Raw genomic sequence first — 20270 nt, forward strand, 5'->3', positions numbered from 1 at the left:
GAGCTGATACGCCTGCATGCCATCGGGAACTTTCACCACCGAGTGGCCTGTACGCCCCCACCAGGGCGGGCGTGCAGACCACTTCGGAAACTGACACTGGTGCGGCATTCCCACCAGCTGCTCTTCGCCGGCGGAGGAACAACTCGCGCCCTTGCCCACATCGCCGGTTCCAGTCATCAGCAACGACGCAACCTTCTGGATGTACAAGATCCCGGAGGCAACCAGCGAGGGCGTCACCGCGCTCATCGCTGGACACCGCCGGTACTACGCCGACGCTCTCGACGAACGCGGACGGGTGGCAGTACCTGTGCACAGGGCTGATCGACCGGCGCCGGTATCTCGGAGGCTCCATATGACCGGGCAGGGCCTTGGCTCAGGGCGCCAGCATGGACATCACCTCGGGCGGCAGGGCCGGATTGGCGGCCGCGGCTTCCACCACCTGCCAGTCGTCATCGGTGAGCAGCTCGACGATGGCCTGGGGCGGCAGGGCCCGGTGACCGGCGGCGAGGGGTCTGGCCTGCCGATCCGACAAGCAGACCAATAGCGCCGGAGCCGTCGCGTTGGGGTGCCGGGCGATCTCCCGCAGTGCCTTGCGCACCGGCGGCCCGTGCCGAGCCAGGTCCTCCAGCAACGCCGGCGAGGCCTCCGGGTTCTTCGCCACTTTGGCCATGATCCGTACCCCGTGCCGCTGCACCATGGCATGCAGCCGCACGTCGGACAGGCCCGGGTGCGGAGCGATGGACTTGACCACCTTGGCGTCGAGATCGGCGGCCAGCCCATCGCGGATCTCAGGCGGCAGGTCACGTCGTTCGGCCAGCAACATCCGCATGACCGGATGTGGTGAGGCGGCCAGCTCCTCGATCTCGGCGCGCGAGGTGGTAGCGATCCTCGGCAGCAGGGTGGAACCGATTCTTGTGTCGTTGGCCAGACGGGTGAGCACCTCGAGCGGCACTCGCGGGTTGAAGGCGAGGCCGCGCCGCACGTCGGGGTCGGCGTCGGCGGCCAGCGCGCGGATCAGGTCGTCGCCGATCGCGGGATTGGCGGCCAGGGCAGCGCGGACACCGGGTTCCGGGCTGGCAGCGAGACGTTCGTAGACTGCCGCGGGCAGATCGGGGCGGACCGCCAGTGGCCAGCGCAGCAACATCGAAGGATGATCGGCAAAGCCGACGACGGCCGCGGTGGGCGTAGCCGGGTTCCACAGGGCATTCACGCGCGTCTGGTGAACGGTGGACTCATGAGAGCCGTCGCATGCTGCGGCCGGCGGCAGGTCGCAGTCGAGCCTGGGGCAATCCGGATCGTGGTAGAACGGCGTCTCCTCCCGGTCACAGACCAGACACCGCCTTGCCGGCGGCAGCCCCTCGCCGTTGACCAGCGCGGCCAGCACCGCTGGCGGCGCCGCCTCGTTGACGGCCACCGCGCAGCGGACCTCGGCATGGGGATGTGCCGCGAGCCGGGCCGCCATGTCCGCAGTCGCCTGCAATGCCAGCTCCGCGACAACCCGTGCCTCCGGATCGACGGCGAGGATCTCCTGCGCCTCGGCGGGGAGACCGGGACAGGCGGCCAACCGTTCCCGGCGTTCGATGATCGGATCCGCCGCCAGCAGGCGCGCCCAGGCCGGGCGACCGGCGCCCTCGGTGAGCAGGGCCAGGGCGGCGAACGGCTGTGCGCCAGGATCGACGTCATCAGCCGTCAGCAACCCCCGCTCCGCGAGCCGCCCAGCGCTCTGTTCGACGCGGGAGACCAGCGCGATCGCCTGCGCGTGGGTGAGGTCCTCCCGCTCGGACAGACTCACGGCGATGTCCTCGTCGGCAACCACGATCAGCCGGTCGACCAGATCGGGCAGAAGGGCTGGATTGGTAGCGAGGCCGCATAGGACAGAGTTCACAGGAGCATCCTGCCTGGGCCGTGATCACATGGCTCGTGATTATCTCCGTGACGGCGAGGTCTTACCTCCCGGCCGTCGCCTTGTTGTGCACGAGACTTCGGTCACCCGTGCAGACGACTTCGGAAATCGACACACAGATGGTGATCCAGATTTCGTCCCTTTGGGCTTCGGGACCGTTGCAGGAACATTGGCATGGAGTAGCCCGGTTCCATCGCGACCCACGAGCGAGAGCGTGCCTCCGGCCGCCCTGCTCAGGTCACCACAGGGACGAGGTCACGACGCGTTCGAGGCAACGTAGTGGCCGGTAGCCGGTGGCGTCGAGCTTGGCCGGTTCGGTGCCGACAATTCGTTGATCACGCAGAGGGTCGGGCGCAGTTGCACGCGCCCGATACCAGCGCGTAGAGGGCGGCAAGAGTGCTGCCGAAGTAGCTGCATTGCCGTCCCAGGGTGCCTGATTCCTTCCGGAGAGCTCTGTGACGCTCCGTCCTGAGGTGGACGCGCGCACTATGGGAGCCAGTGTCGCCGCAGACACATCCCGAGCGCAGCGGTCCACCAACCATGATCGCTAGGGAATGCATAAGGGAACGATCAACCGTAGAGAGCCGGCGCCACTCCTGGACGGCCGGACACAACGCAAGAGGCCCGTCACCGCGTTTCCGCTGGTGACGGGCCTCTTCCCGCTGGTGTGGCAGGTGCAAGGTTCGAACTTGCGTAGGCTGAGCCGACGGTTTTACAGTCCTGTCTCAACCAGGCCTCGAACTGGCAGTTCTTTGTGCACGACGCCAAACTAGCCGGGTATTGGCCGCAGCCAGCGTTGACTTGCTTAGCGCCCCCTCCATTGTCGCAGTCGCACTGCCCGGTTGAGCAATGCCCCGACTGGCGCTGCCGTGGTAGTCGAAACCTGTAAGGGTCTGCCGGGGGTGAGTCTCACGACCGAGGGGGACGGCAGCTCAATCAAGAAGCCAGGCAGCCACTGCCCTTGCTATGCCGGACAGTACACCTCCAACAGCGGCAGGGATGAGACGGAACAGTACGGTGCCGTTGTCGCGGGAGGCTGCTGGCGATGGATCTTCCGTCCGCGCGGAAGGGTTCTTGTCTGTGTCCATGCCACCAGTACGCCAGGCCCCACTCTCGCGAAGGCAGGCAAAAATCGCGGGGTTCTATCTACGATGCATCGTGTGGTCTGGAAGACCCCCACACCTACAGAGCTCCAGTTGCAGACCTGGCTGAACGAGCGAGGCCTGCCCGTGAGCTTGGCCAGGATCCGACGGTGGCGGGAGTTCGGCGCGCTCCCGTGGCCTCAGCGCCGAGCACTCGGCCATGGCCACGGTTCGGTCTCCTCAGCACTCGCCCAGGACACCTACATAGTCGCCGAAGCACTCGCATTAGCAACCAAGCAGAAAAAACAACTGGAGAAGGTGGTGCTTCGCGTATTCTTCGCCCATCCGCGGTATGAGGAACCGTTCATCGCTACTCGCTTACCGCTATCCGAGGACGGCGTGCGCAAGGCACTCGAGTGGGCGATCGTCAATGACTCCCGCAGCGCCATAGTCAAGATAGAACGCGCAATGGTCGCCGCAGGTACCGACGGCGATCCAATCGGAGCGGCTGTCGATGCAGCACATCAACACTTTCGCAGTCTTCTCCGCCAGCAATCAGCGGCTCGCCGGCGCCACATAGAGGTTCCCCGCCTCATCGAATTAAGAGATTCGAAAGATGCCACTGCTTTGGCAGACATGGCCGTCGCGGCGTTGATTCCTGGCGCTCTCGGTTCAGATACAGTCAACGAGGCTATCTGTGACCCCATCAATAAAATAGGTTTCGAATACGAGTCTAATGAGACACTCCCCTGCAAGACGCTAGACGAAGCGATACTTGCTCTCGGACGCGAACAAGAGCTGCAAGGACTTTCTGGGCAGGAGATTCCAAATATCTCCACCCGTGCTCAGATTCAGGCGCTCAGAGCAATGGATTACGACAAGGTTTGCATCATACGCGATCTTCTCGTTGTCCTCACTGAAGCCGCCCTCCCGCTTCGCATTGCCCGTAAAACTCTCTCAGACGACCCCGTCAACACCCGCGTAATGAACCTTCGCACTCAATACGCAATCATCGATTATTGCCTGCATTATGCAGACACTGCCAGCCGTGCCCCCGCGGCCAGTGCGTGGAAAGTCCTGACACCACACCTTCTCCTGCTACTGGGCAGCTACGGAGCTAGCGACAAAAAGTTCAACCATTTACGTGAAATTATGATTACCCTCGATCCTGTTCTTGATGGCATACCCTCATTGATCGAACGCATACGCACTAGCCACAAGTCAAATAAATGAGTCGTGGACATGCATAGCCCCAAGGGAGGCGCATCGATCATCGACGAAGCCGCATGCATCCACTCCCAGCAAGCACGACTCAAGGACTGGCGAGTGCTGCGAGCATGCGTGCTACGGACGTGCAAGCGCCGCCAAAGGCGGAGCGATCGCGACCCGTCCACCAGTTCCGAACTCAGACATATCATCCACTACCATAACGATGCCGTCATCCTCTATTCCAACCCCCACCAGTCGATTGAGCACGCGTCTAAAACCAAACTTTCAGGCTCTGCCAAGAAGTCGAAGGTGGCGGTGAACGAAAATCGCCCAGAAGTCCACGCATCCTCCTGGAATTCGACTAGCCCGATTCCGTCATCGCCCTGCCGAACTGCAGTAGCGGAGACGTCATCCTCAAATTCGCCAGCGAAGGTAAATGCGATCAGCGGCCCCTCGCGCGCATAGCTGATTGATGCAACGACGAGTCTCGTAGACACGCTATACGGCGCTTCGAAGAAAATCGGCGAGGAGTAGTATCGCATGCCCTCGAGGCGCGCCTGCACCTTCCTGTGGCTTTCCGCCATTATTTCGGCGATTGGGCCCCTCAGCACCTCTTCGACAGAGCACCCGCACACATCCTCGAAGATTGCTACTGCTGTCCGGCCCCCATTGTCGAGGGCGAGGCTAATGTTCAGAGGATTATAGGGGGTAAGCGGGGGCCCAACGATACGAGAACAAATATAGTCGGCTTTCGCCTCGTCCAAGAGCGCCAGTTTCTGGACGAGGGCGGGGGCATAATCCTCGAACACATGTCTTACATCTGGATCGTTGAGGTCCGCTTTTATAGCGCCAAGAAGGAGCTGGGCAACGTTTCCCGAGTTGCCGAACTTCTGCACCTTTTTCACGATTGTCGATCCGTATCGGGAGGCAGTGCGTAGGGCATCTAGCACGATACCTATGGCGCCATAACGCCTGCTCCCTTTCCTGCGCTGACAGCGGGCACAGATTGGAGCGAGGTTTTCGACGCCATGGATGTCGAAGTCTTCGTCCAGCGGGTACGCGGTCTTGAGCCCCTCCAGATCTTTAACGCCAGCGTCCTGCGGGAGAATGTGATCAATTTCGATATCGTTGAATTCTTTTGGGTCGCCGCACCAGTAGCATTTTTTGCCCCACGTATTGTGTAGGACCAGCCTCAGTACCGAATTGTCTCCACCGCCGTATCTGACAGTGTCGGCCACCGTCGTCCTCTCTCCGTTTCAAGGTTACCCAGTCAAGCGAGGGCACACTAAACTACCCCAGCGCCGGAGGCCAAGTGAGAACTGCGAGCGCCGCCTGGGCCGAGTGCCTTCCTTGACCCTCGTGGAACGGAACCCGCCGTCCTGCCTGACGACCTGCAGAGTGACACCAAACCAGCCCCATCGATTAGCCCGAGTGCCCGGGCCACCGACCTACCGGGCGCCTGCACGATATCGCCGCTAGGTGTACTGACGACAGAGGTTAGGTACGAGGCGACACAAGAGAAAAGATCTTGCAAATAGGAAGGGCCTTCGATTCGGTGTGGGTTGCGACATCTACACTCCGACCAGAAAGGCCCTCATGCCCCACCGTAACGCGCCCCTGGCCGAGCTCGGATGCCTACGCCTGGCCCGCTGTGTTGTCGAGGACGGATGGCCGCTGCGGCGAGCCGCTGAACGCTTCCAGGTCGACGTCACCACCGCCCGCGGCTGGGCCAACCGCTACCGCCAGTACGGCCAAGCAGGCATGCACGACCGCTCTTCCCGTTCTTACCCGCTACCGCCTTGCCCGGCTGGCCCATCTGGACCGCGCCACCGCCCAGCCGATCCACCGCTACGAACACCCCGCTCCTGGCGACCTGATCCACATCGACATCAAGAAACTGGACAACCTCCCCGACGGCGGTGGCCACAAAGTGCATGGCCGGACAGCCGGCAGGCGTAACAGCTCCGCCCACCGCGACCCGTCCTGGCCCCGCACCCGCCAGAGCCGCCCCAACCTCAGCTCCGCCAGGGGATGAGTGACCTTGGCCGCAGCGGGTGTGCGAGGTCGTGTTCGGGTTGCGGTCCTTCCAGGGTGACGAGTGATGCCATCCAGGACATCATCAACACCATCACCCTGTAGTTGCGATTCCCAGGGTGATGAGTGACCAGTAGACGGGCGTCGCGCCGAGATCAAGAGCGACGCGTTGCGATCCCTCCGAAGTGATGAGGTGACTCGCGCAGATCACCCAAAGTGCGCCTCTACAAGAGGATTTAACGCTGACACCGGTTGTCATCCGCAGAATCCGCAGAATGGTCGTCATGGGATGTCTGGGCAGGTTGGAGTCTTGCTGAGGCTGGCTCGCACAACAGGCGCACCCGCTCAGCAGAATGCCGCAGTATTCACAGAACTACCGCTCGGCGGGGACCACCCGCTGGAGGCCACATCTTCGAAGACAAACTCTCGGCGGCCAACGTGTAATTGTAGTGTTTTCGAGGACCTAGGACGACTCTAAGAGCCGCTAACGCAAGGAGGCGAGGCGTCGCCAGCAGATGGGCGCACAGGCTAGCTAAAGGAACGCCTCATGGCTGTCGTCACGGCCCTCGCAGCGGATGCGCATGCGTAGGAACGCATGGGGCAGGGCGAAGGTTTGCTCGCCTACGTAACGGTGTTTGCCCAGGCCGGAGCTGTGTTCGGTGTCAGCGAGCGATCAGGGGGATCTGCAGCTCACCAACCAATCGGCGGTACCTGTCGTGATCGTAGCTGCGGTCAGCGAGCACGGCTTCCAGACGCTGACGCGGCCGGGCACGCTCTCATGAGGTCCCAAGTCGCACTTGCGCTAATGGGCGCCAGTCCCAAACCGTCTCCGGACCGTCCTGGTTGACGATGTGAATGCTACGGATGGTGACGTCACGCTCGGGGAGTTGCTTGCCGAGCGCCGTAATGATGGGAGCCGCCGGGCCATCAGCACTGCTGTACGCCACAGTGACGTGCGGCACCCACGCTGTATGAGCGAGAGCACCATCACGTCCGGTAGCCGCCCGCGTAGCGAACTTCGCCGCTTCGAGTAGGGGACGCAGACGGTCCGCTGGCCGCGCCTCCAGGACCACCGCCTCAGGGTGGTAGAGCACACGCCCGAGCGTGACGGTGATAGGTGCGACCTGCGCGAGTTGAGCCGTGGCCTCCTCCGTCATCACGTTCACCTGATGGTCCGTGATCTCCTGCGAGTAGCCAGCGACCAACGTGGTGAGGTGGATGAACTTCTGCGGCACCAGATCGAGGCCGGGCAGGCCGGCCAGGCGGTTGTGAGCCTCTTGGACGATGGCCCGCGCTTCGGGGTCCTCTCCCAGAAGGACGTGCCAGTAGAGCTGGCCCTGGCCTGGCGGCAGCATGAGCGCTCGTCGCTTCTCCCAGCGGTTCACCATTCGCGTTGGCAACGGGCTCACGCATCCTCCTCGACAGGGGCGGGCAGAGCCCGAGCGGAGTTGAACGTCTTGATCTGCTCGCGCAGCGTGGTCACCATATCCGAGCCGCGGAACCGAGGAGCGGCCAATCGAGCATCCATTCGCACCAGGTAGTTGGTGATCGTGGACAGGCGGTGTTCGGGCGGCAGGGACAGGGCCGGCGTCACCTGTTCGGCGGCGGCGTCCAGGTCCTCCATCATCACGTACGCGATGCCGGCGCCGAAGCGGACTTGTGCCCAGGTGCCGGCCACCCAGGGAGCGCCGTTGGCCCATGCGTCGTCGGCCGCCGCTGCCGCCTGGAGTGCCGCGGCATGGTCGCTGGCCTGGAGTGCCACCGACAGGGCGTACAGTGCCCGCCTGGGTGCTGGGCACGACCAGGGCGTCACGCCGGAGTCGCCGCCCACGGAGCTGGCTGCCTCGTCCGCTCGGTGAAGTGCTTCTCGGGCTCGGTCGAAGTCGCCGAGCAGGCTTGCGGCGTTCGCTTCCTGGCTGGCCAGGAGCACCCGCAGGGGCGTGGGCGGGCTGCATTCGTAGCCGCGTCTGGCCGCGTCAGCAGAGACGGCGTACCGGCATCGCCACCGCTCGGTCTTGGCCTGGGCACTCAGCGCCGCGGCCTCGCTCGCGCCGGCCTCTTGGGCGGACAGGAGGGCGGCCCTGCCGTGGACGATGGCTGATTCGTCGTCGTACAGGTCGCCCAGCAGGATGCAGGCGTGGGCGAGGAGTTCGGCGTCGATCCGGAACAGCTCGCGCGTCTGGTGAAGCCGCTGCTTGCCACCCCGCAGGAGCGCCAGCACTCGCCGGTGCAGGCGTAGCACATCGGCGAGCAGTGGCGCGGGGGCGGTCTGGGTGTGGCGCTGTGTCAGGTGGTAGCGGGTCTCGTCGATCATGGCGATGGTGCTGTTGCCGACGTTGGTCTGCTCGATCCAGGCTGTGTGGTCGATCAGGTCACCGCTCGTGGGCAGCGTTCCCACCAGCTCGCCGTCATGGTCGAAGAGGACGGCCTCGTCTATGCCGAACACGCGGCAGTAGAGCAAGGGGTAGGGGTCCTTCGGGCGGCTGTTGCCTGCCTCGTGGTCTTTGATTCTGCGGACCACCGAGTCGAATTCGGGCAAGGCGATCCCCTCGCCCGCCGCCTGGAACAGGTGTCTGGCCAGTTGCTTCTGTGACCAGCCGCGCTGACGTCGCTCGTCGCGAATGCGTTCGGCCCACCGGGGAGTTCTGGGCTGTTCCAGCATGCCGTCGCACCTCACCACCGAGTTGGGGGACACGGTCGCCGCCCCCAGTGTCCCCCAATCACATCTGTCTACGCGTCGTTACTCAGCGTTGTGATGGATTCGTGTACTGGGACACGAATCACCTAGACGCCGACACCAAAGCCGGGCTGGACGAGCTGCTGAGGGCTACTGCCCAAAGCGTTCGCCATGCCTCCGCATTGGCGGCGCTCATACAGGACTTCCGGGATCGCCAGCTCTCCGTTCTGCGCGGCACCTATCCGGCGTGGGACATCTCCCTGGAGCTCGACTCCACGGAGAGGCTGTGGTGGACCGCCGTGCCGAACCGGTCTCTGACCGTCGAGTTGGTGGCGGAGGGGGTCATGCGCATCGTCAGGTGCGAGGACGCGATCGCGCTCGCGGCGGCCTTGGCCTGGCAGTCGACACTGATCGGCAACATCGAGAACGCTGCAGGACCTCCGCACAGCCATCCGGCTTGCCAACTGCAGGGGCGGCCGGCATGACGTCGACGCTTGAACAGGCATGTGAGCTTGATCTGCGCGGTGCGTTCAGGCGCTTCTACGTCTGGTGCGACGTTGCGGGTCTATGGCATGCGAGGCCGCTGCCGAAGCTGACGGCCGGCGAAGTCGCCTACGGCGTCCTGCGGGAGGTGGTCGCCGACTCGCCTCTGCAGCTCGCCTACAAGTGCACCTGGCAGCGGAGCCGTCGCAAGGTCTACCGGTACGTGAGGCAGTACGGCGCAGGGGAACCGGAGCATGACCCAGCCTCCTGACGAGCCCGTACCTGAGTGGGAGCCGTACCTGCGTCCTCCGAGGGACCGCATCCGGATCACGGAGACCTCATGTTGCGGTGCTCTTGAGTGGGCCTGCCAGGGCGGACAGTTCCTGATCCTCCGGCGCACCTCTACAGGCCAGTACGAGGAGACGGCCAGAGGGCTGTACCGGCATGCGCGGTCCGTCTGGGAGGCGCTGCTCATCCTTCATGAGGACGAGCACAAGCGGAAGGTCCGGGCTCGGATGGCTACTCGTCCCAAGCAGCGTGGCCAGGCGCTGCCGGGCAAGGCCACGTGAACCGCCACCAGAGCAACTCTCTTGAAACACGAGAGCTGATCCAATCTGCGGTGTTCCGCGGCATAGTGCGAGCCGCCGTGGCCGCGATGGCCAGCGAGGGGTTATGGGCTCGGGCACTGGGATGAAGGGTTCTGCGGATTGCGCGGCAAGCCCGCCAAGATCGACGCCTACCACCAGCGTGAACAAGCTGGTTTTGTACGGCGTCCCCCCGCCGCGCGTAGGGAAAGACCAAGGGAGACATGGTCTGCGAAGCTTCGCCAGTGGCCATGTCTCCCGCCCTACCCTAGAGACACTGTGCCTCGGCGAGGGAGCGCGATGAGCAAGGCGAAGGACGCCCGTATCTACGTCCGAATTGCAGACGACATCCGCACTCGCATCCTTCAGGGTGATCTGCCGGCCGGTGCCATGCTGCCCTCCGAATCCACCCTCGCCAGCACGTACGGCGTGGCAAGAGGAACCGTCCGTCAGGCGGTCGCCGAGCTGGAACGCTCGGGGCTGGTGGCCAGCGAGGCCGGCCGTGGCCGGCGCGTGAAGAGCGAAGACCCCACAGCCCCGCGGGCAGCAACAACACAGTACGAGTCGATCGCCGAGACCCTCCGAGGGCGCATCGAGAACGGCGAGCTAGTCCCTGGCCAGCAGTTGCCCGGAGAGGCCGCAACAGCGGAGGAGTTCGGGGTGTCGAAGGGCACGGCCCGCCAGGCGCTGCAACTCTTGGCCGGCGAACGGCTCATCACAGCCGTCCACGGCAAGGGCTGGTTCGTCGGCGGCCCCGAGCACGCGCAAACCCGAGCCGACGCGGTTGCCGCCGAGTTCCGGCAGGACATCTCCACAGGCAAGCTCGCTGAGGGCTCCGTCCTGCCCGGAGAGAACACACTCGCCCAGGAACGCGGCGTCGGCCGCATCACCATCAGGCGCGCCTTCGCGCTGCTGGAAGCGGAAGGAGTCATCGAGAAAAGGGCCGGTATGGGCCGCGTCGTCAAATCACGAGCCGAAGGTGACACGTGACCGTATCCCAGACGCCCTCGATCCCCTTCACCACCGCCGAAGCACTAGCCACCTTGCACGAGACCTGTGAGAGCACAGGACTGGACAGCCAGGACGCCCGCCTGATCCGCCTCGGCGAGAACGCTCTGTTCGCACTCCCCGCCGAGCAAGTGGTCGTCAGGATCGCGCGCAGCGTCGAGGTGCTGGACGACGTACACAAGGAAGTAGCCGTCTCGGCCTGGCTGAACGACTCCGGAATACCGGCGGCGAGAACGACGGCCCACGACCAACCACTCATCGTCAGAGGCCACCCGGTAACGCTCTGGCACCTCATCCCCGACAGCGGCTCGTCCGCGACCCTCGACGACCTGGCCGGCGTCCTGCGCGAGCTCCACGGCCTGGCCGTCCCCGCCGACCTGGAGCTGCCGGCGATGGACATCCTCAGCCGCGTCTCTGAACGCATCAATGCGGCGTCCGTCCTCACCGACGAGGATCGAGACTTCCTGCTGACACGGCGACACGAGCTGCAATGTGCGTACGACGCGCTGGCCTTCCCTCTCACGCCGTGCGCGGTTCATGGTGACGCGCACAACGAGAATCTCATCCGAACCGTCGACGGAAGGGTCCTGCTCATCGACTTCGAGCGCTTCGCGTTCGGCCCGCCGGAGACGGATCTCGCGGTCACCGCCATCGAGCACACCGTCGGCTGGGGAACGCGCACTGAATATGACCGGTTCGCGGAACGGTACGGATTCGATGTTCTCGCCTGGAAAGGCTATTCGGTGCTCAGAGACATCAATGAGCTGAAAATGACGACGTGGCTCATGCAGAACGTCAACGAAGACGCGGCCATAGCCCGGGAGTTCCGCAATCGCATGAACTCGCTGCGGAATCCCGACGCACCTCGCCGCTGGCGTGCTTTCTAGGGTCGATGTCCTGGGCCGGGAGATGACCGCCCCGCAGGCGCGCAGTACGGGTGCCACTTACTCGAAAATCAAGGTCGATCTCCGGGGCTCACGTGCCGTATCCGACATGTTGTGACGGCTGTCAGTCGCAGGGATGCAAAGCCCCTTTCCAGCAGCCTCAGCTCTCGTCGCTCAAGATCACCGATAGGGTGCGCCAGAAGCAAAAGGAGCCTCTGACGTGTCACCCTCAGCCCCGTTAGCCTGGCTGGCGGCCCTCGCCGCTGCGGCCTACCCCACCTGGGACACCTGGAAGACCAGGTTCGACTGGTCCTCTCTGTTCACGGCCGCCGACGTGCCCGAGCAGTACCTCGCGCAGTTGCACTACGAAGGCTTCACCGAGGGCGTAGTGAGCTGCGTACGTCCGTACGACGCGATCGACCGCTCGCCGTTCCTACCGCTGCGCGACGACCTCGCCACACTCACCGAACTCGCGACGACCTGGGCCGTGCCCCTCCTGGTCGTGCTGGTCGCCCTGATGCGGCGGCATTCGGCGACGGCGGGACCGCGTGCTGCCTGGGCGCTGCTGCTGATCGCGCTCGCTCGGCCGCTCTCGGCCGACTACCAGGGGGACAGCATCTGCTCGGGCTCACTGCCCATGTTCACCCCGGACTGGTTCGAGGCTCTGTCCGGCGGCTGGGGACTCTGGGAGTTGTGCCTGCTGGCGGCTGCCCTGCTGGTGCTGCTCGCATCGAACTCCCCCGCGCTGCCGATCTCTGGGCGGCGCGCGCTGACGACCGTCATGGACGCCCTGGTGGTGTACGGGCTGGTGGGCCTCGCCCCTCTCCTCACCGGGGACGAATCCCTGCGCGCCGGCCTGCTGTACCAACTCCAGGTCGACGGCCTCCGCGATGCCCCTGCTCGACTGCTGGTGCTCGTGCTGCCGCTCGGTTACCTCCTGTGGAGATACGGCCGGCCACCTCGCCACGGGTACGACAGCTAATGCGGTGACCATGAACGTTCACCGGGTGGACAACGCACCGGCTTGACCGCGCTCACGTTGATCCACGCGGTTGCCGATCTCGTTGTTGTATGGTCTGACGTCGGCAAATATCGCGGGGAGGGCAAGGCCGTGGAGCGCGAAACACTGGTCGGTTACCTGGACTCGCAGCGCAAGCACGTCCTGGGCATCCTGGACGGCCTTGGCGAGGAGCAACTACGCCAGGTGGTGCTGCCGTCCGGTTGGTCGCCCCGCGACCTGGTGCACCATTTGACCTGGTCCGAGGCGCTTTGGTTTCGCGGCGCGATGACCGCCGATCGCCAGGTCATCGACACGCTCGTGGTCGGCGAGTTCGGTTGGAAGGTCCCCGAGGAGTTCTCCGGTGCGGACGTGCTCGCGCGGTATCGACGGACGATCGAACAGTCGAACATGGTCATCGGGGCGACGGCGATCGATGCCGTGCCGGCCTGGTGGCCGACGAAGATGTTCGGTTCGGGGTCATGGCGGCTGGGGTCTTTGCGCGAAGTGCTGATGCACGTGATCGTCGACACTGCGACGCACGCCGGACAGCTCGACGCGGTCCGGGAGCTGATCGACGGACGGCAGTGGCTGGTCAACGACGACTGACCGGCCGCAGGTCACTGAACCCGTTGAACGTTAGCGGTCACCGCACTAATCGCTCTCCGACGAATACTTCCGGGCGACGACGGCGTTGAACTCCGCCACCAAGCCATCGTCCGCGTACGCCTCCAGGTCTGCTTGCAGGTCTCGGATGTACCGGAGGTAGCGCTCCGACTTGAGCGGCCCGGCGAGGTCGACGGCCTCCAGCGCGACGGCCGCGGCCTGCGACGGGTCGCCCATGTGCACGTAGCTCGCCGCCTGGACCAGCCGGTCGAAGGCCAGGGTCCGCACGTACATCGGATCGCAGAGCCCGACCGCCTGGCCGACGAACTCCATCGCCCGGAACGGCTTGCGAAGGTCGCGGTAACAATGCGCGCCCTCGCTGGCCAGTTCGGCGGCGTCGAAGTACCCGACCCACGAGGGGTCATCGTCCACGTTGCGCTTGGCGAACCATTTCTCCGCCTCAAGCAGGGCTCGCGCACAGGCGGCCTCATCGCCATTCCCTGCGTGCGCGCGAGCCTCCATGGCGAAGAACAAGGCCATGGGCGTCGCAGTGGATGCGTTACGGCAACCCTCCTGCGCCGCACGCGCGAGTTGAATGGCCTGATCGTATCGGCCCAGATAATTGGCCTGATGGCTCATGTCGGCCAAGATCAGGCCACCCAGCATGCGATCTCCGGACACCTGCGCAAGGCGCAGTCCTTGCAGGAAATAGCGCTGCGCGAGCCCGTGTCGGCCGAGGTCGTACGCCGTCCACGCGACCAACTCTGTGATTTCGGCCGCCGCCGCGTACAACGCCCGCCCTACCGACTCCTCGAATTTACCGTCGAGCATGGGAACGACTTCTCGGTGGTAATACTGGACGAGGGCGGAACGTGCATGTCCGCCCCCGAATTGAAAACCCATGCTCGCGAATAGCTCTGTGGTGGCGCGAATGGTCTGCACGTCCCACGGGCCGACAGACGGCCGCGCGTGCTCCCGTACCAGCACCGGCTCCGGCCGCGACAGCAGCCATGCGATGAGGGACTCGTTCCAGGCATCCGGGACGACCACCGACTGAAGCGCCACCGGATCGTCTGCGAGGTCGCGCCGCGTCAGGCCCAGCAGCCGACTCCCCACGTCGGAGATGCCGCCGCCATGAGCCAGCGTGCGTTCCAGCGTCTCCGGAGTCACGACGCTGGCGAACCCGATGTCGTCCAGCGTGAAGGTGGCCCCGGCCTTCCTGCTGAGTGCTTCCGCGATGAAGCGCGCGGTGGCAGGCCGCGGTTTCACCCCGTCGAGCCAGCGTTTGACGTCCACGTGCGTACAGCTCAGGGTTACGCCTTCTTCTTGCGCAATCTGTCGCACTCGTGAAGCAAGTCCCGAATTAGAACAATCGGCACGCCGCATCGCATCAGCAAGCCCCACATTGGGCATTCGAGACATCTTCACCTCCACATGTGCACGCCTCGGCAATCATGGCGTGAACACGGCCTTAAACGCCCGCTTTCCCGAGAAATACCGGCCCGCGTTTCTCCTGCTCAGGGCTTGAATCACCCCCAAAAAGCACCCCCTGTGCATTCAGTCCCGATCATGAGCACAGTGTTGGGGCGGCGCCCGGCGAGGAAGGCTTGAGTCAGCAAGAGCGGGCGAGCCAAGCACCGCGGGACTCCAACACAACCAGTCCCTCACACTTGACTCTCCGTAGCTGTACATGTTCTATGTCTCTTAGGACCTGCTCGACAGGTCTTCGAACCGAGAGGTCTCGTCATGCTCATCCGTCCACGCAAAGTGCTCCCGACCGTCCTGACGATCTGCGCCGCGCTCTACGCCCTGAAGGACCCGGAGGGCGCGGCGACCATCGTCAAGGCCGCCGCCCACCTGGTCATGAGCGCTTCGGAGTCCTTCGCCCGGTTCGTCCACACCGTCAACAAGTGATCGCAGAAAGAGACGCCGTGACTCAGAACTCGAACCGCCCCATCCATCCGGCCCGCATGTCACTCGCCGAGATCGAAGCCACCTGGCAGACCGACGGCGGGGCACCGCTCCCCGAGTGCACGTACGACCCCGAGCTGCACACCGGCCCGCGGCTCACCATCGAGAGCACCGAGGAGCGCACCGCCCGCGAGGCCGTCGCCCAAGAGGTCTGTGCGACCTGCCCCGCCCTGTCGCTGTGCGAGCAGTACGCGAGGCGCACCCGCCCGACCTCGGGCATCTGGGCCGGCCTGCCGGCCGCCGCCCTGATCACCTACACCACCGACCTGGCAGACATGGAGGTGGCCTGAATGGCCAGCCGTATCCGCACCCGCTTCTGGGACCCGTCCGGCGCCCGGTACGGCATTCCCACCTACCCACGGCACCTGGTCCCGCCGCACCTGCTCACGCTCCACCAACTCGCCGCCCAGGGACTACGCCCTGGCCCTCAAGGTGCACAGGCCCAGGCCCTGTGGCGCGGCCGGCGCCCCGGCCCGCCTCGCGTTCGGGCCGTTTCCCTGTACGACGTGCGGTTCGCCCTGCCGAAGCGCACCCCGAGCCCTCGCCGACGTACCGACATCTTCAAGACCAGCCGGACGTGCCCGGAGTGCCTGATCGACGTCGGCTACGTGCTGCCGCGCCTCCTCGGCGTGTGCCTCGACTGCGCCGAGGAGGCAGCCGCGTGAGCCGCCGCACCCTCGACACCTCCGGGCGGCCCGGCGTCACCGTCCACGGCCAGAAGCTTTCGAGCCTCTACCAGCCGGAAGCCGGACGCGACGGATGGCTGGAGGCCGACCGCAAGCGCGGCATGAGCCGCAGTGGACGCCCCACCCGCGAACGCCGCCCACGAACCACCGACAGGAAGGACACACGATGACCGCCTACAAGGCCACGGTCCGGCCGTTGACTGAGGGCGAACGTACCGCCATCTCCACCACCGCAGCCGTCACCGGCGCCCTCGGGCTCCTGGGCTTCGTCAACAGCTTCGAGCGTGTCGCCACGGCGGCCGAGCCCTCGTTCGGATGGTTCGCCTGGACCGTTCCACTCGGCATCGACCTGGGGATCGCGGCGTTCTCGGCGCTCGACATCGTCCTTGCCCGCCTCGGCATGCGCCTGGGCTGGCTCCGCTTCATCCCATGGGCCCTGACCGCCGCGACCGTCTACCTCAACGTGGCCGCCTACCTCACCACACCAGGACCGACGGACTGGTTCGCCGTCGTCGCCCACGCCCTGCTGCCGCTCCTGTGGGTCATCGCCATCGAGGTCGGCGCCCACGTCGTTCGCAAGCACGCCGAGCTGGCCAGGCCGGACCACATGGACGGCATCCGCCGCTCACGCTGGCTACTCGCCCCGCTGGCGACGGTCTCCCTCTGGCGCCGCATGGTGCTCTGGGAGATCCGCAGCTACCCGGAGGCCCTGGGGAGGGAGCGCGAACGCATCCTGGCCCGGACCGAGCTTCAGGACCGGTACGGCCTGCTGTGGCGGTGGAAGGCAACCCGTCGCGAGCGAGCCCTGTACCGCCTCGGCGAACTCACGCCCAAGCACACGCAACTGCCGGCCGTGACACTCCCGGAGCTGGAGGCCCCCAGCACCGTGCTACCGCCGGCCGCTTCAAGGCGACATGGCCGTGGACCCAAGCGGCCCCAGAACACGACACCACCGAACGTAGGAGACCTCCTGCCACTGGGACGACACATCGCCGCCGACCTGATCTCACAGGGCGAGCCCCTCACCCGTGACCGCCTCCGCGACGCCATCCGCAACCGCGGCCAAAGCATCTCGACCGACCGCGCCGGCGCGCTCCTGGCCCAGCTCAAAGCGGAAGGCCCCGTACCCGAAGGTGAGGCCGCCTGATGAGCCTGACCATCACCGACACCCGGATCAGCTCCGACCGGTGCCCGAACGTCGCCGAACTCGGCGCGGGCGGTTGGACCGTCACCGGCTACCCCGGACGCCTCTTCGACCGCGACGCAGCCACCACCGCCATGCTCCTGGCCGAACTGCTCGCCCTGACCCTGCCGACCGCACCCGGCATCACTCAAGCGGTCGGACCGCAGCCGCCGACCGCTGACCACAGACCCACCGACCGCCCGGACGAATCGCGGCCCGACCGCACATCGTCCCTGACCGTCACGTGGGGCGCGGCCTCATCCGCCAAGACAACGACCGCGCCCCAGGACCCCACCACCCATCAGGCAGCAGAGGTGCCTTCATCATGACTCACCGACCGGACGACCCCAACCACCACCCGAACGAGGACGACACTCCAGACCGGTCCGACGAACCGACCCCGGACCGCCAGGACGGCAAGGGGGCGGACATCGTCGACCTCGACGCCGCCCGGTCCGGACGCCACTCCGACCGCTCCCAATCGGACCCGAAGAAACCCGCGCAGAACGACGCGGACGGACCGGTCCTCGACGGCGAGATCGTCCGAGTGGACCAGCCCGGTCCGACCCGGACGGACTGGCGGGCGAGCCTGGAACGGAAGGCGACCACCCGACAGCCGATCATCCCGCTGTGGCTGCGCTCCCGCTCCGAGGCCGTCGAGACCATCCGCTGGGCGAGCCTCCACTACCTGCACGTCGCCTGCTACCAGACCGTCCGCGCCCCGCTGTACGCCGGACGCCTGACCGCCCGCGCCCCGCGCGGCCTCGTCCGCCTCGTGAACGGCATGGCGCGGTGGACGTTCGACCTGGAAGGCGAGCCCGCACGCGTGGCGGCCATCCGCAAATCCGACTACGAGGGGTACCTGAAGCTGAGCAGGCAACGAGACTCACGTGTGCGGCTGCGGGTCTGGATCACCGGGACGATCCTGATCGCGCTGCTGGTCCTGGCCATCGTCGCGGCCAACGAGCCGACCGCCGTCCACTGGGGAGCGCTCGCCGTGGCCATGGCCCTGCTGGGCCTCCTCGGCAAGCCCGCCGACCGGCCGCTCACCAACCGAGCCGTCATGGCGTCCGAGGTGGAGAAGCTGACCAGTGACATCGTGGTCCGCGCGCTGAGCGTGCTCGGCATCGCCGGCATCACGCAGGCCCTGTCCAAGAACCCCAAGGACGCCATCGGGTTCGTCGCCCCGATCACCCGCGACGGCCCCGGCTGGCGCGCCGACATCGACCTGCCGTACGGCGTGACCGTGGCCGATGTGCTGGACAGGCGGAAGCAGCTGTCCGGCGCGCTGCGCCGCCCGCTCGGCTGCATCTGGCCGGAGGGCGACCCGTCCGTCCATGAGGGACGGCTGATCCTGTGGGTGGGCGACAAGGACCTGTCCAAGACCATCGTGCGGTCTCCGCTCAAGCGGGCCAGCTCGCATGACGTGTTCAAGGGCATCCCGTTCGGCAACGACCCGCGCGGACGCCTGGTCACCGTGCCGCTCATCCAGTACAACGTGCTGATCGGCTCCCAGCCCGGCCAGGGCAAGACCTCGTCCATCCGCGAGCTGGCCGCCGGAATCGTGCTCGACCCCACGGTCGAGGCGTGGTTCCACGAGCTCAAGGGCACTGGCGACCTGGACCCGTACGACAAGGTCTGTCACCGCTACGTCTCCGGCATCGAGGACGAGGCCATCGCCTACGCCGCCGACTCCCTGACCCTGCTGCGCAAGGAGGTCATGCGCCGCTCGGCCGCACTCAAGGCCCTGCCCGCGGACCTGTGCCCGGACAAGCGCGTCACCCGGCAGATCGCCGACAAGCGCTCACTGGGCCTGCATCCGCTGGTCTGCATCATCGACGAGTGCCAGAACCTGTTCGCCCATCCCGAGTACGGCGACAAGGCAGGTGACGACGCCGAGTTCATCATCAAGCTCGGCCGCGCCCTGGGCGTCGTCCTGATCCTGGCCACCCAGCGCCCGGACCGCGACAGCCTGCCCACCGGCATCTCCGCGAACGTCTCCATCCGCTTCTGCCTGCGGGTGGCCGGCCAGCTTGAGAACGACATGATCCTCGGCACCTCGGCGTACAAGAACGGCATCCGCGCCACCGTCTTCGTCCCGGAGAAAGATGCCGGCACCGGCTACCTGGTCGGCGCGACACCGATGCCCAAGGTCGTCAAGGCCGCCTACCTGAACACCCCGGAAACCCAGCTCATCGCCGACCGCGCCTACGCACTGCGCAAGACGGCAGGCACTCTCACCGGCTACGCCCTCGGCGAGACGCCCGAGCAGACGGCGCCGACCTTCGACCTGCTGGCCGACATCCTGGCCGTCGTCCCGCCGTCCGAGGCCAAGGTCTGGAACGAGGTCGTCGTGGACCGCCTGGCCGAACTCCGGCCGGACATCTACGGCGCATGGGCGGCCCTGGAAGGTGGGGCGAAAACCGCCCAGCTCACCACCGCTCTCAAGCCGTACGGCGTCCGCACCATGCAGGTATGGGGCACCCCGGAATGCGGCGGCAAGGGCGCCAACCGCATCGGCATCGCCCGCGACGACCTCACCACGGCCATCACCCTGCGTGACAAGGGCAAGGCGTCGTAGCTCGCCCGGTCGCCTCTAGACCTAGAGGCGCATCCCTCTAGGTCTAGAGGCTCCCCTAGAGCCCGAAACCGTGTTCTATCTGGGCTCTAGCGCCTAGAGCCTGACCTGCGGAAACCCTGAATTCGGCCCCGGAGGCCCTCATGACCAGCGTCATCGCCCTGCTAGCAGCCTGCCTACCGTTCGTCACTCTCAGCTACGTCATCGTGTGTCTGGCGTCGCCCTGGGGCCGCTGCACCCGATGCCGTCCCGGCGGCAAGAACCGCACCTGCCGTGCCTGCGAAGGCACCGGCAAGCGCCCCCGCCTCGGCTGGCAGCTCTACTTCTACGCCCGCCGCCTCCACCGCGACGGCAACCACTGATGCCACCCACCTGCTCCTCTCAG

20 protein-coding genes and 1 pseudogene are annotated in these 20270 nt (G+C 65.8%); 16 read left to right on the forward strand and 5 right to left on the reverse strand.

The genetic code is table 11. The features are described 5' to 3' along the window. Nucleotides 1–373 precede the first annotated feature (373 nt). Nucleotides 374–1885, reverse strand: a complete 1512-nt coding sequence (locus AB0C33_RS20070; protein WP_358289928.1) for a hypothetical protein — start codon at nucleotides 1883–1885, stop codon at nucleotides 374–376. Nucleotides 1886–3063: 1178 nt separating this feature from the next. Between AB0C33_RS20070 and AB0C33_RS20075 the strand changes: the two genes are divergently transcribed. Beyond that, the gene (locus AB0C33_RS20075; protein WP_358289931.1) at nucleotides 3064–4218 is read left to right on the forward strand and encodes a hypothetical protein; all 1155 of its coding nucleotides are present in this window, start codon (nucleotides 3064–3066) and stop codon (nucleotides 4216–4218) included. A gap of 212 nt (nucleotides 4219–4430) precedes the next feature. On the opposite strand, the gene AB0C33_RS20080 is transcribed toward AB0C33_RS20075, so the two are convergent. Further along, nucleotides 4431–5432: a hypothetical protein gene (locus AB0C33_RS20080; RefSeq protein WP_358289934.1), complete on the reverse strand. Its 1002-nt coding sequence runs from the start codon at nucleotides 5430–5432 to the stop codon at nucleotides 4431–4433. A gap of 358 nt (nucleotides 5433–5790) precedes the next feature. Between AB0C33_RS20080 and AB0C33_RS20085 the strand changes: the two are divergent. Then, nucleotides 5791–6160 (forward strand): annotated as a pseudogene (locus AB0C33_RS20085) (leucine zipper domain-containing protein); the annotation flags it as partial. A gap of 844 nt (nucleotides 6161–7004) precedes the next feature. Here the strand turns inward: AB0C33_RS20085 and AB0C33_RS20090 are convergent. After that, entirely contained in the window at nucleotides 7005–7637 is a 633-nt protein-coding gene (locus AB0C33_RS20090) for a 2'-5' RNA ligase family protein (RefSeq protein WP_358289937.1), read from the reverse strand. Beyond that, nucleotides 7634–8890 (reverse strand): hypothetical protein, encoded by a 1257-nt coding sequence (locus AB0C33_RS20095; RefSeq protein WP_358289940.1) that lies wholly within the window; start codon nucleotides 8888–8890, stop codon nucleotides 7634–7636. Before AB0C33_RS20095 ends, AB0C33_RS20090 begins: the two co-directional genes overlap by 4 nt. A gap of 101 nt (nucleotides 8891–8991) precedes the next feature. Here AB0C33_RS20095 and AB0C33_RS20100 point away from each other — a divergent pair, with 101 nt between their 5' ends. The 6 genes from AB0C33_RS20100 to AB0C33_RS20125 all read left to right on the forward strand — a co-directional run bounded on the left by AB0C33_RS20100 (nucleotide 8992) and on the right by AB0C33_RS20125 (nucleotide 13470). Beyond that, complete coding sequence (locus AB0C33_RS20100) at nucleotides 8992–9390, forward strand: hypothetical protein (RefSeq protein WP_358289943.1); 399 nt, start codon at nucleotides 8992–8994, stop codon at nucleotides 9388–9390. Between the two features lie 252 nt (nucleotides 9391–9642). Further along, entirely contained in the window at nucleotides 9643–9957 is a 315-nt protein-coding gene (locus AB0C33_RS20105; RefSeq protein ID WP_358289944.1) for a hypothetical protein, read from the forward strand. 315 nt (nucleotides 9958–10272) lie between these two features. After that, nucleotides 10273–10962 carry a GntR family transcriptional regulator gene (locus AB0C33_RS20110; protein WP_358289945.1) on the forward strand — a complete coding sequence of 230 codons (690 nt, stop codon included), beginning with the start codon at nucleotides 10273–10275 and terminating at the stop codon, nucleotides 10960–10962. Beyond that, a complete protein-coding gene (locus tag AB0C33_RS20115; RefSeq protein WP_358289948.1) occupies nucleotides 10959–11867 on the forward strand; it encodes an aminoglycoside phosphotransferase family protein in 909 nt (302 codons plus the stop codon). Before AB0C33_RS20110 ends, AB0C33_RS20115 begins: the two co-directional genes overlap by 4 nt. A 217-nt stretch (nucleotides 11868–12084) precedes the next feature. Next, nucleotides 12085–12846, forward strand: a complete 762-nt coding sequence (locus AB0C33_RS20120; RefSeq protein ID WP_358289951.1) for a hypothetical protein — start codon at nucleotides 12085–12087, stop codon at nucleotides 12844–12846. Between the two features lie 42 nt (nucleotides 12847–12888). Beyond that, nucleotides 12889–13470 carry a DinB family protein gene (locus AB0C33_RS20125; RefSeq protein WP_237104576.1) on the forward strand — a complete coding sequence of 194 codons (582 nt, stop codon included), beginning with the start codon at nucleotides 12889–12891 and terminating at the stop codon, nucleotides 13468–13470. A 45-nt stretch (nucleotides 13471–13515) separates the two neighbouring features. On the opposite strand, the gene AB0C33_RS20130 is transcribed toward AB0C33_RS20125, so the two are convergent. Continuing rightward, nucleotides 13516–14763 carry a hypothetical protein gene (locus AB0C33_RS20130; RefSeq protein ID WP_358289954.1) on the reverse strand — a complete coding sequence of 416 codons (1248 nt, stop codon included), beginning with the start codon at nucleotides 14761–14763 and terminating at the stop codon, nucleotides 13516–13518. A 450-nt stretch (nucleotides 14764–15213) separates the two neighbouring features. Here AB0C33_RS20130 and AB0C33_RS20135 point away from each other — a divergent pair, with 450 nt between their 5' ends. The 8 genes from AB0C33_RS20135 to AB0C33_RS20170 all read left to right on the forward strand — a co-directional run bounded on the left by AB0C33_RS20135 (nucleotide 15214) and on the right by AB0C33_RS20170 (nucleotide 20247). Beyond that, nucleotides 15214–15381, forward strand: a complete 168-nt coding sequence (locus tag AB0C33_RS20135; protein ID WP_357966596.1) for a hypothetical protein — start codon at nucleotides 15214–15216, stop codon at nucleotides 15379–15381. 17 nt (nucleotides 15382–15398) lie between these two features. Continuing rightward, nucleotides 15399–15728 (forward strand): WhiB family transcriptional regulator, encoded by a 330-nt coding sequence (locus AB0C33_RS20140; protein WP_358289957.1) that lies wholly within the window; start codon nucleotides 15399–15401, stop codon nucleotides 15726–15728. Beyond that, a complete protein-coding gene (locus AB0C33_RS20145; RefSeq protein ID WP_358289959.1) occupies nucleotides 15729–16103 on the forward strand; it encodes an RRQRL motif-containing zinc-binding protein in 375 nt (124 codons plus the stop codon). Continuing rightward, entirely contained in the window at nucleotides 16100–16294 is a 195-nt protein-coding gene (locus AB0C33_RS20150; RefSeq protein WP_358289962.1) for a hypothetical protein, read from the forward strand. Before AB0C33_RS20145 ends, AB0C33_RS20150 begins: the two co-directional genes overlap by 4 nt. Next, complete coding sequence (locus AB0C33_RS20155) at nucleotides 16291–17271, forward strand: DUF2637 domain-containing protein (protein WP_358289965.1); 981 nt, start codon at nucleotides 16291–16293, stop codon at nucleotides 17269–17271. Before AB0C33_RS20150 ends, AB0C33_RS20155 begins: the two co-directional genes overlap by 4 nt. Beyond that, nucleotides 17271–17636 carry a hypothetical protein gene (locus AB0C33_RS20160; protein WP_358289968.1) on the forward strand — a complete coding sequence of 122 codons (366 nt, stop codon included), beginning with the start codon at nucleotides 17271–17273 and terminating at the stop codon, nucleotides 17634–17636. Before AB0C33_RS20155 ends, AB0C33_RS20160 begins: the two co-directional genes overlap by 1 nt. After that, complete coding sequence (locus AB0C33_RS20165) at nucleotides 17633–19888, forward strand: cell division protein FtsK (protein WP_358289971.1); 2256 nt, start codon at nucleotides 17633–17635, stop codon at nucleotides 19886–19888. The genes AB0C33_RS20160 and AB0C33_RS20165 overlap by 4 nt, the downstream gene beginning before the upstream one ends. 140 nt (nucleotides 19889–20028) lie before the next feature. After that, the gene (locus tag AB0C33_RS20170; protein ID WP_358289974.1) at nucleotides 20029–20247 is read left to right on the forward strand and encodes a hypothetical protein; all 219 of its coding nucleotides are present in this window, start codon (nucleotides 20029–20031) and stop codon (nucleotides 20245–20247) included. Nucleotides 20248–20270: the final 23 nt, after the last annotated feature.

Source organism: Nonomuraea sp. NPDC048881 (genome assembly GCF_040649795.1).
GTDB lineage: Bacteria > Actinomycetota > Actinomycetes > Streptosporangiales > Streptosporangiaceae > Nonomuraea.